Source organism: Micromonospora sp. CA-244673 (genome assembly GCF_050948395.1).
Lineage (GTDB): Bacteria > Actinomycetota > Actinomycetes > Mycobacteriales > Micromonosporaceae > Micromonospora.
In genome coordinates, this window is sequence record NZ_CP192019.1 from 7,174,756 (window position 1) to 7,185,654 (window position 10,899).

At 72.5% G+C, this 10,899-nt stretch carries 9 protein-coding genes; all 9 read right to left on the minus strand.

Features of this window, described 5'->3' with window-relative positions:
• Positions 1-2: 2 nt before the first annotated feature.
• Complete coding sequence (locus ACQP12_RS33100; protein WP_433284041.1) at positions 3-917, minus strand: hypothetical protein; 915 nt, start codon at positions 915-917, stop codon at positions 3-5.
• A gap of 2,782 nt (positions 918-3,699) precedes the next feature.
• Positions 3,700-4,755: a ParB/RepB/Spo0J family partition protein gene (locus ACQP12_RS33105; protein ID WP_433284043.1), complete on the minus strand. Its 1,056-nt coding sequence runs from the start codon at positions 4,753-4,755 to the stop codon at positions 3,700-3,702.
• A 27-nt stretch (positions 4,756-4,782) separates the two neighbouring features.
• On the minus strand, positions 4,783-5,763 hold the full coding sequence (locus ACQP12_RS33110) for a ParA family protein (RefSeq protein WP_433289566.1): 981 nt from the start codon (positions 5,761-5,763) through the stop codon (positions 4,783-4,785).
• Positions 5,764-6,395: 632 nt separating this feature from the next.
• Positions 6,396-7,175, minus strand: a complete 780-nt coding sequence (gene rsmG / locus ACQP12_RS33115; RefSeq protein ID WP_433284045.1) for a 16S rRNA (guanine(527)-N(7))-methyltransferase RsmG — start codon at positions 7,173-7,175, stop codon at positions 6,396-6,398.
• 425 nt (positions 7,176-7,600) lie between these two features.
• Positions 7,601-8,185 carry a protein jag gene (locus ACQP12_RS33120; protein ID WP_357944151.1) on the minus strand — a complete coding sequence of 195 codons (585 nt, stop codon included), beginning with the start codon at positions 8,183-8,185 and terminating at the stop codon, positions 7,601-7,603.
• Positions 8,186-8,402: 217 nt separating this feature from the next.
• Positions 8,403-9,404 (minus strand): membrane protein insertase YidC, encoded by a 1,002-nt coding sequence (yidC, locus tag ACQP12_RS33125; RefSeq protein ID WP_433284047.1) that lies wholly within the window; start codon positions 9,402-9,404, stop codon positions 8,403-8,405.
• Complete coding sequence (gene yidD, locus ACQP12_RS33130) at positions 9,405-9,644, minus strand: membrane protein insertion efficiency factor YidD (RefSeq protein WP_357944596.1); 240 nt, start codon at positions 9,642-9,644, stop codon at positions 9,405-9,407. It abuts the gene before it with no gap.
• A 41-nt stretch (positions 9,645-9,685) separates the two neighbouring features.
• Positions 9,686-10,099: a ribonuclease P protein component gene (gene rnpA / locus ACQP12_RS33135; RefSeq protein WP_433284049.1), complete on the minus strand. Its 414-nt coding sequence runs from the start codon at positions 10,097-10,099 to the stop codon at positions 9,686-9,688.
• Between the two features lie 34 nt (positions 10,100-10,133).
• A complete protein-coding gene (gene rpmH / locus ACQP12_RS33140) occupies positions 10,134-10,271 on the minus strand; it encodes a 50S ribosomal protein L34 (protein ID WP_089002791.1) in 138 nt (45 codons plus the stop codon).
• Positions 10,272-10,899: the final 628 nt, after the last annotated feature.

Below are 10,899 nucleotides of genomic sequence, written 5' to 3' on the forward strand. Positions count from 1 at the left end.
CGTCAGGCCGACTCGGTCGCCCGCCGCGGTTGCTCGGCCTGCTCCGGCGCCGCCCCCTGCTCCGGCACCTCGGGCTGTCCCGTGGCCCCCTGCTTCGGGTGCGCGGCCTGTTCCGGCGTACCCGGCCGCTCCGGGTGCGCGGCCTGTTCCGCCGTACCCGGCCGCCCCGGGGGCGCGACCTGTTCCGGCGTGGCCGGCCGCTCCGGCGCCTCGGGCGTGGGTTCCTCCGCGGCTTCGGCCTCCGGGATCTCATCCGCGGCCTCGATCACCGAAGCGGTCTCCTCGTCGGGATCCTCCGCCGCCGCGGCGGTCGACGTGGCGGTGAGGCTCGACGGCGCCTGCCACTGGATGCGCGGCGGCTCGGCGAGCGGCCGGCCACCGAACTCGGCCAGCCACGCGGCAACCATCGCCAGGTTCTCCCGCCACTGCGCCTCGGAGATCGGCGGCAGGATCGAATCCCACAGGGACAGGAACGTGCCGCGCAGTTGCAGCCGCCCGTAGGGCCGGGCGAGGAACCACATGTGCAGGTGCGCCGAGCCGTCACCCCAGCGGTTCACGTGCACCCGGGCCACGCCGTCCAGCGACCGGATCGCCCGCTCCAGGCGCACGGTCATGACGCCCAGCTCGGCGGCGAGCAGGTTCGGCAGGTCACCGAGGTCGAGGTGCGACCGGGACTCCAGGATCAACACCATCGGCAGGCCGGTGGGCCGGTCCATCGCCCGGACCCGCCATCGTTCACCCACCCAGATGTACGCCTCGTCCGGCGCGTTGCAGGCGGTGCACTCCCGATTCCCCTCGCCGCGGCGGGGAGGCTCGACCGGCACCGGCTCGTCGAGCTGCTTGACGTGGAGATCGCCTTCGAAGGGAAATGAGGGCCACTGGGTGAAGTCCGGGACTGAGGGAGGGGTGTCCTGCACGACGCTGACCCTAACCGAGTTGGCGACGCCTGTCCCTACCTGACCGCCGGGCCGCTGAGCGTTCCTCGTCGATCCACAACGGGTTGTCCACCGCGTTGTCCACAGGCCGCTGAGATCACCAGCACAGCGCGTCATCCACTGCTCAGCAAGGGTTTCGGCGCGGTGTTTCACATGAAACGGGGAGGGCCTGTGGAAAACGGCTGTGGATAACGGGGGTGGTCGTCCTTGGGCCTCCGGGGTGCCTCGATCCATCCTTCCCAACGAGCGAGCCGCCGATCGGCACTGGGCGGATCGGGCGGTTTCCAAGGTCCTCTCTCAAGGGGGCGCGCGAGGAGTCGGTCGACGGCTGGCGGTCGTGTTCCACGTGAAACGGCGGCGTGGGGCGCGAGCAGAATTTGGCGGCGGGAGGGTCGGTGCCTAGCCGCGAGGACTGTTGCGGCTTCCGGTTCCCGGCTTCGGTATCCGGATCCGTTTGCCGCTTCCGTTGCCGGCTGGCTCGGGCCGGTTTCACGTGAAACGGCCTTGGCGCGCGCGATCCGCCGGGGCGTTGGCCCGTGGGCGGCGGGCGTAGCCCATGGGCGGCGAGGCGACCGCGCTGTTGGGGTCGTTGCCGCAATGGGGGCGGTGCCGGATGCGGTCGTGAAGCCGGCGAGCTGACCGCTCCGCCACCGATGCGGGGCGGCGCCGGTTCCGTTCCAGGACCGCGTCGACCGTTTCACGTGAAACGGCGGCACCGGGACACGTCGTCGAGATTCGCGTTCCCCTTCCGAGGCCCCGCCACGGCGGCGGGTCAGGCGGGGCTCCGGCACCCAATCATGGCGACGGGTTACACGGGGCTCCGGTCGAGGCTTGGGGCTGGCTCGGTGGTACCCGGGGGACGTGACCGAGCGCTCGGCCCGCGCGGACCGTTTCACGTGAAACACCGAGGGGGGCGACGGCTCTTCGACGCTGGGAGCGGCGGCGAAGCGTCCTGGGCGAACCGGTCGAGGCGCGGGCCCGCCGCACGGAGCCCTATCGGCCGGCAGGGTTTGCATGAGGCCGGCCGCCGCTTCTTCGCCATCGGCCGCGAGGGCGGGCGCTTCCGCTCAGCCGGGCTGTCAGCACGAGTCGCCACCCCGAGCACCGCCGCAGGCCGCCCCGTCCGGGCGGTCAGCACGAGTGGCCACCCCGAGCACCGCCGCGAGCCACCCCGTCCGGGCTGTCAGCACGAGTCGCCGGCCCGAGCACCGCGGCAGGCCGCCCATCCGTGGGCGTTCCCCCTCAGCTGGCCGGCTCGGCGGCCTTGGAAGCCCGTGGACCCCCGCCCCAACGACCGTGGCGACGAAAGGCGGCGAATGTTGCTGACCCCCGTGGCGACGAAGGCGGCCAATGTCGCGGGCAGATAGAGGGCCATCCGATGGACGCGACCCAAGGTTCGTGGGCCCGGAGCGGCAGGTGTTCCGGGGGGCGGTCGGCCTGCCAGGGAATGCAGTCCCGACGCGGGGCCAAGCAAAAGGTGCGCGAACCAGTTGACGGCGACCGGCACCAGCCGGCTCAGCGCATCCTCTGAGGCGCTGTTGGGCAGCACTCGGTGCCCCTCGGGCGGCAAGGACGGGGCCGACCGCGCCGGCCGGCTCGGCGACCGGCATCAGCTGGCCGGCCGCGACCCGGCCGCCTCGCCCTGACCTCGCCCTGGCCTCGTTGCCGGCCGAGGACCGTCGGCAATGGCCGAGCGTTGAGGCTGCGGAACGTCGGGCGACGCAGGCCTGTCGAAGGCAAGCTGGCCGGGGGACCGAGCCAGGCGGGCATTACGCCGCGCCGGGTCGGGACCTCCGTGCCGAGCAGGGACACCACGAGGCGTGGCGACACCTCCAGGGCGGGACGGGCCGGGTGCCGAGGCGGCCCGGGCGGGCCGAGGGACGGGAGACATCTCTCCGGGAGGGCAGGCACTCCCCACGCCGTCTCTCCGGGAAAGGCAGGCTCCTCACGCCGTCTCTCCGAGGAGGCAGGGGCTTCCTCACGCCGTCGTTTCACGTGAAACACCTCCGCCGGCGGGGCAAGCAAAGTAGTGCACGGCGGCTGCCGAGGTCCGCATGCTGCACACCGACATCGCCCGAGCGGATGACCGGCCTCTGTGAGGGCCACCGCCAGAAACCGGCGACGGTGGTGGCGGCGGTTTCGCGACCCCCAAGCCAGACCGGCGACACCACCTCAAGAACCAGGGCGGGCCGGCGATGAGGACGACTGGAAACGACGACGAAGCGGAGGACTACAGCGCAGCAACCGCGTAGGCAATGCGGCTTCCAAGCTCGCTGCCGAGGCGAGCGCCCTCACAAGGCCGTGAGCGTTGAGGACGGCCCACCCAGCCCCAACCACCCGCGGAGACGCCCGTCCCGTCCTGAGGCCCGTCAGGCCCCGCACAGATGCCCTCCCGCTCCTCCCCGGAGATGATCCGCGCAGGCGGCCGCCGTGGACACCGACAGCCGTCGACCGGGTGGCAGCCGACTCAGGTCGCACGTCATCTCGCATCACCCCGGTCGCAGCCGCTCCTGCGTCCGGAGCAGCTCGCGAAACCGGGGAAGCCACGCAGCGAGCCGATCGGGCGGGTCGCCAGGGTCCAACCCCCGCGACGGGCGTAAGAATCCAGCAGGCCCGAACCGAAGCGGCACGCCCCCGCACCACCGACCCGCACCACCGTTCCCAATTGGCCAGGCCCGAGCACCGGCCGCCGCCCAGCCCCCGGAAACGACTCGGCCGCGTCGCCCCCACAGGGACCACGCGGCCGACGCCGACAGCCGGCTACTCACTCCCCGGGCTGCTCCTCCTGCCCGACGCCGATGATCCCGACGATCCGCTCCAGGTCGTCGACGGTCGCGAACTCGATCGTGATCTTGCCCTTGCTCCGGCCGATGTCGACCTTCACCCGGGTGTCGAACCGGTCGGAGAGCCGGTCCGCGAGGTCCGTGAGCGCGGGCGCGTGCGGCTTCGGCCGGCGCTTGGCGGCCGGGGTCTTCGCCGGGCCGTCGGCGAGCGCCAGGGCCACCAGTTCCTCGGTGGCGCGTACGGAGATGCCTTCGGCGACGATGCGCTTCGCGAGCTGCTCCTGCGCCTCGGAGTCGTCAAGGCTGAGCAGGGCGCGGGCGTGGCCGGCGGAGAGCACCCCGGCGGCGACCCGGCGCTGCACCTGGGCCGGCAGATTCATCAGCCGGATGGTGTTGGAGATCTGCGGCCGGCTCCGGCCGATCCGGCGGGCCAGTTCCTCGTGGGTCGCGCCGAACTCCTCCAGCAGTTGCTGGTACGCGGCCGCCTCTTCGAGCGGGTTGAGGTTGGCGCGGTGGATGTTCTCCAGCAGCGCGTCCCGGAGCATCGCGTCGTCCTTGGTGTCCCGGACGATGGCGGGGATGCTCTCCCGGCCGACCGCCTGGGCCGCGCGCCAGCGCCGCTCGCCCATGACGAGTTCGTACTTCTCGCTGTCGAGTTGGCGGACGACGATCGGCTGGAGGAAACCCACCTCCTGGATCGAGGTCTTCAGCTCCTCCAGCGCCTCCTCGTCGAAGACGTGCCGGGGCTGCTTCGGGTTGGGCACGATGCTGTCGACCGGGATCTCGGCGAAGCGGGCTCCGGGGACCGGGCTCAGTTGCGGCTCCGGCTCGGCCGCCGGGGTCGCCGGGGTGGCCACGTCGTCGGCGCCGAGGGCTCCGGTCACGGCCGCCGCCGCACCGCCGGCCGGGGTGGCCGGGGTGGCTGTCGCCGTACCGTTCTCGGGTTCGGCGGCCGCCGGGCTGCTGCCCGGCACGGGCCCGGTGGGGATGAGGGCACCGAGCCCCCGGCCCAGACCGCCGCGAGGACGGTTCTTCATGCGACGCCTCCCAGCGACTTCTCCGTGCTACGCATTCCGGCTCACCGGCTCCTTGACGCCTCGCTCGGCAATCTCCTGAGCGGCCTCGAAGTAGCTCGTGGCCCCCCGCGAACCGGGATCGTAGGTCATCACCGACTGCCCGTAGCTGGGCGCCTCGGAGACCCGCACGTTACGGGGGATGACGGCCTCGAGCACCTTGTCCCCGAAGTGGTTCCGGACGTCCTGCTCCACCGCGTCGGCCAGCCGGGTACGCCGGTCGTACATGGTCAGCAGGATCGTCGACACCTCCAGCTTCGGGTTGAGGTGCTGCCGGACCAGGTTGATGTTCTGGATCAGCTGGTTGAGGCCCTCCAGCGCGTAGTACTCGCACTGGATCGGGATCAGCACCTCCTGCGCGGCGACCAGCGCGTTGACGGTCAGCAGGCCGAGCGAGGGCGGGCAGTCGATGAAGACGTAGTCGAAGTGCCCGGGGTACGCGGCGATGGCCCGGGCCAACCGGGACTCCCGGGCGACGACCGAGACCAGCTCGATCTCGGCGCCCGCCAGGTCGATGGTGGCCGGCACGCACCACAGGTTCGGGATGCCCTCGACGGCCTGGGCCACCTCCTCCAGCGGCACGCTGTCGATGAGGCAGTCGTAGACGTCGGGCACCCCGGTGTGGTGCGGCACGTTGAGCCCGGTGGAGGCATTGCCCTGCGGGTCGAGGTCGACGACCAGCACCCGGTTGCCGTGCAGGGCGAGCGCCACTGCCAGGTTCACCGTGGTGGTGGTCTTGCCGACGCCGCCCTTCTGGTTGGCGACGCACATCACCCGGGTCCGTTCAGGGCGGGGCATGCTGACCTCACCACTGGGATTCAGGATCTGCACGGCGCGCATAGCCTCCATAGCCAACGGTGGGTCATCCTCTTCGCGCGTCGGGGTTTCACGTGAAACGTACGTGCTCGCCGGGGGTTCGGCAGCGTAGCCGGCATCGGGTGGCGTGTCGGACGGAGCCGTGGTCGCGGCCACCTCCGGCGCCGACTCGGGGGTGGGCTGCTGCGGCACGACCACCACCGGCGGCTGCGGCTCGTAGCGCGCGGGGACCGCGGCGTTCCCGCGTACCGGGGCCGGACGCGGGGTGGGCGCATTCGCCGGGCCGCCGTTCGGATCGTGCGGGTCCCGCGCCGGCGGGACGTTCGCCGGTACGGACGACGTCGGCCGCACGGCGCCGGCCGGGGGCGCGTCCCGTCGCACCACCGGTTCACAGTCCGGGGGCCGCGTGGACGGGTCATGCGGCTCGCCGCCCGGCGGCCAGCCCTGGGAGTTGGTTTCACGTGAAACGGGGCCGGTGGCAGAGGGTCGTCCGCCTGGCCCGGTCACCCGTGACTCGTCGTACCTGCCGTCGTCATGCACCTGTCATCCCTGCCCGCTCCGGATGGTCGGTCCGCACCCGTCATTCAGGCCCCCGCGCTCGCCGCGCGGTGTCACCGGCCCGGTGGGAACGGTCGGGTTCGGGTGCCGCCCGGCACCGCCGCTCCACACTATCGGCGCGCGGCCAGCCTACGGCCGACGGGCGCAGCGGGTCCACGTCGGGTTCTGGTCGATCAGCTCACGCCCATCCGGTCCAACGACCGATCGGGTGCCCGTAAAGCCGTGCCGCGTCAGCGGTCCCGGCCCTGGGCGCCGCGGCGACGGCCGCCCCGCGAGCGCTTCGACGCCTTCTTCCGGGCCGGGCCGACCATCCGCTCGCGGACCACCTCGATCACCGTCGCCGGGGGGTCGATCACGTCGACCCCGCACCGGTGCAGCTCCGGCTCGCCGCCGCCGAGCCGGGCCACCGCCGCGGCGTGCTCGGCGATCTCCTCGGCGGCGGAGGCGCCCTTGAGCGCCACAAGCCGGCCGCCGGGCACCGCCAGCGGCAGGCACCAACCGGCGAGCCGGTCCAGCGGGGCCACCGCGCGCGCGGTGACGATGTCGGCGGTCAGCGGCTGCCGGTCCCGGGAACCGACTGCGGCCTCCTCGGCGCGTCCACGAAACACCCGGACCGACTTCGTCAGCCCCAGCTGCTGCACCGCCTCGATGAGGAAGGCGGTGCGCCGGGCGAGCGGCTCGACCAGCGTCACGGTGAGGTCGGGCCGTGCGATCGCCAGCACCAGGCCGGGCAGGCCGGCCCCGGAGCCGACGTCGATGAGGCTGGCGCCCTCCGGGATCCGCTCGGCCATCGCCGCGCAGTTGAGCAGGTGGCGGTCCCAGAGCCGCGGCGTCTCGCGGGGGCCGATGAGGCCGCGCACCACGCCGTCGGTGGCCAGCAGTTCGGCGTACGCGGCAGCCAGGTCGAGCCGGTCGCCGAAGAGGGTACGGGCGGCCTCCGCCAGCTCGGGCGGCAACGTCGCTTCGCCAGGAGCCGGCTGGACCCCGGAGGGCTGGCCTTCACTGTCCACTACGGACGGTGCGGATTCACTCCGACTGTCGGAGGGGCGGTCGTCCGGGTGGGGGCCGGCGGGGGCCGGCTCGGCGAACACCGGGTCGACCGCACCTCCCGGAAGCGGCGCCTCCGCCGGCGCCGACGGCTCGGGCCGCCCGTCGGGTGCGGCGGAGAAGGCCGGCGTCACGCCATCGGCGGGATCGGCTCCCGCGACGGGCTGCGCGGCCGCCGGAGCCGACTCACCCGAGAGGTCCGGCTCACCCGAGAACATCGGGTCGACCGGGGCCGCGGGCGGGACCGGTGTGGACGGGTGTGCCGGGGCGTCGCCCCCGGAGAAGACCGGGTCGACGGCCGGATCGGTGTGGACAGGCGACGGCCCGGGCGGGTTGCCGCCCGGGCCGGTCACGGCACCCGCCGTCGTCTTGTCGGAGGCCACCTACGTCAGTCCGTCACCGGCCGGACGACGATCCGGCGGTTCGGCTCGACGCCCTCGGACTCGCTCTCCACACCGCTCATCGCGTTGACCACGTCGTGCACGCACTTGCGCTCGAACGCGGACATCGGCTCCAGGCGCACCGCCTCACCGTGCTCCTTCACCTTCTCCACCGCGTTCTTGGCGACGGCGGCCAGCTCCTTGCGCCGGGCGGCGCGGTAGCCGCCGACGTCGAGCAGCAGGCGGCTCGGCGAACCGGTCTGCCGGAACACCGCCAGCCGGGCCAGCTCCTGGAGCGCCTCCAGGGTGGCGCCGCGCTGACCGACCAGGTTCTGCAGGCGGCCGCCGACCACCTCGACGACCGGGCGTCCGCCGGAGACCAGCTCGTCGATGTCGCCGTCGTAGTCGAGGATGTCGAGCAGCCCCTCGACGTAGTCGGCGGCGATCTCGCTCTGCCGGAACAGGTCGCTGTCGGCCGGTGCCTTCTTCTCCCGGCCCTCGGCCTGGGTGTCCTCGGCCTCCTCCGTGGTGGCGGCCGGCGCAGTCTCCTCGTCCAGGGACTGGTCCGCGCTGGGGATGCTGGTGTCGGTCACGGTCTCATCTCCGTACTCGCTCGGCCGGACCGTCGGGTCCGCTGGTCTCCCGGGGGCCGGCGGGAGGTTCGCCGGTGCCCTCGGGCAGGTCTGTACGGGCCAGTTTCGCCCGTGACCGCGCTCCGCGCGGCGGTTCCGGTCCGGCGCCGACTCCTCGGGTGGCAGCTCGGGGACCGGAACGGGCCGCCACCGGTGTCCGGCGGCGGCCCGGTGGGGCTCAGCCCTGTCGCTTGGCGGGCCGGCCGCTGCCCTTCTTCGGGTTGACCGGCTTGGCGCCGGGCTTCGGGCCGGCCACCTTCGGGGCGGCGGCGGGGGCCTTGACGGCCGGCTGGGCGGTCTTGCGGCCGAGCAGGCCACCGATCTTGGCCGGCTGGGCGGCGGCCTTGCCCGCGGTGGCCTTGCCGGCGGTGCTGCTCTTCTGCGGCACCAGCGGCGGGAACTTCCGCAGCACCCACTGCTGCTGGCCGAGGGTGAAGAGGTTGTTGGTGACCCAGTAGATGATCACACCGATCGGGAAGATCGAGCCCGAGACGAGCAGCGAGACCGGGATGCCGTAGAGCATCAGCCGCTGGACCATCCGCTGCTGCGGGTCCTCGGCCCAGCCGGTCTTGAGGATCATCTGCCGGCTGGTCAGGTAGGTGGTGGCGATCATGATCAGGACCAGGATGCCGGCGACGATCTTCACCGTCGTGCTGTTCGCGCCCAGGTTGGCCAGCTCGTCGGCCGTGGAGCCGAACCGGCCCGAGATCGGAGCGGTGAAGAGCTTCGCGCTGGAGGCGCTGTTGAACTGCTCGACGGTCCAGCCGTACAGGGTCTTGCCCTGGTTGTCCGGGTTGAGCCGCTTGAGCGTGTGGAACAGGCCGAGGAAGACCGGGATCTGGAGGAACATCGGAAGGCAGCCCATGAGCGGGTTGGCCTTTTCCTTCCGGTAGAGCTCCATCATCTCCTTCTGGAGCGTCTCCCGGTCACCCTTGTGCTTCTCCTGCAGCTCCTTGACCTTGGGCTGGAGCGCCTGCATGGCCCGCTGAGACTTGATCTGCTTGACGAAGACCGGGAACAGGATCACCCGGACCGTGACCACCAGGAAGATGATGGACAGGATCCAGGCCCAGTTCGTGCCGATCACGGCCCCGACCGGAACCCCGATGGCGTCCCAGGCCGAGTGCCAGGTCAGCAGGATCCACGAGATCGCGTAGTAGATCCAGTCGAGACTAAACACTCAGGCTCCAGTCACGTCGGCACGGCGGCGGTCGCCCGGCTCCGGAACCGGGTCGTGTCCACCAGGATGGAAGGGGTGGCAGCGCGACAGCCGCCGGACCGTCAACCAGGCTCCCCGCAGCGCACCGTGCCGGGTCACCGCCTCGACGGCGTAGGCACTGCACGACGGGTAGAACCGGCAGCGGGCCGGCAGCGCCGGACTTATCCACCGACGGTACGCGATGATGGGCGCCAGCAGCATGCGGGCACCGGTTGTGGGCCGCGGCGCGGCGGTGTGTTCGGTCACCGGGACCGCCGGCCCCGAGGGGAGCGAGCGGCGGCGAGGGCGGCATCCAGGTCCGCACCGAGCCGGGCGTACGACGCCTGGGCGGCCGGCGGCAGTGCGCGTACCACCAGGGTGCTGCCGGCGGGCAGACCGGCCAGCCGCTCGCGGACCAGGTGGCGGAGCCGGCGCCGGACCGTGTTCCGGACCACGGCGTTGCCGACGGCCTTGGACACGACGAAGCCGGCGCGGCTCGGTGCGGAGGTCTCCGCACCGCTGCTCCGCGCCGGCTCCGGCGAGGTTGTCGCGGTGGATCCGGTCTGCTCGGGGAGGGTCAGGTGCACCACGACGGTGCCGCGGCCGACACGTCGGCCACCCCGGACCGCTGCGGCGAAGTCATTACTCCGCCGCAGTCGCTGCGCGGCGGCCAGCACGACTGCCCACGTCCCCGGACCGGACCGGTCGGCCTCAGGCCGACAGGCGGGCGCGGCCCTTGCTGCGACGGGTCGAGAGGATGGCACGGCCGGCACGGGTGCGCATGCGCAGCCGGAAGCCGTGGGTCTTCGCGCGCCGGCGGTTGTTCGGCTGGTAGGTGCGCTTGCTCACGTCAGGCTCTCCGTTGTCGTACGCCCCGCGCGGGGGATCGCCCGGGGTCGTGTGGTGGTCCAGGCCACCTCGACGGTGGCCTCCGATCGGTGCTGCCCGGCGGCGTGGGACCCCGGCGGAGCGGGGAGGTGACCGCGGACAGCAAGCACCCATCACCCTAGCAGAGGGCGTGAGAGCAGCCGTTCCAGCCTACGCAGGGGGGCAATGACCGTCAAACCTCGCACCCCGGCCGCGACCAGCGCCGGAAGCGCGACCGAAGGGGCGGTTTTCACTGATGTTGACAAGGCTGCCCCGGTGTCGACGGTTGATGGCGTGGGGTCCGCGCTGTTAGCGTGCCCGATTGCGGTCAGCGTCGGGGGTCCGGGACGACGGCTCCAGGTCGCCGCGCGGCGTCAGACGCGCCGAGCTGGAGTGTCGGTTGTCGCTGACCGGCAAGACCGGACAAGGTAGTGAATCGTTCGGCACGGTGAACCCGCTTCAGTGCCTCCGGGAATCAGGGGGCAGGTCCGACCCGCGTCCGGTGGGCGGCCACAATCGGTCGGTACACACAGGCTGTGGATAACTTGTGGATGACGACCGGTCAGCCGTCCGGGCGGGCGTGAGGAGAGGCGAGGGGGGTGGCACGACG

What these genes read in the sequence shown, in the direction of transcription:
- ACQP12_RS33105 (WP_433284043.1), bottom strand. Translation starts at nt 4,755, where the DNA reads ATGAAGAACCGTCCTCGCGGCGGTCTGGGCCGGGGGCTCGGTGCCCTC.
- yidD (WP_357944596.1), bottom strand. Translation starts at nt 9,644, where the DNA reads ATGCTGCTGGCGCCCATCATCGCGTACCGTCGGTGGATAAGTCCGGCG.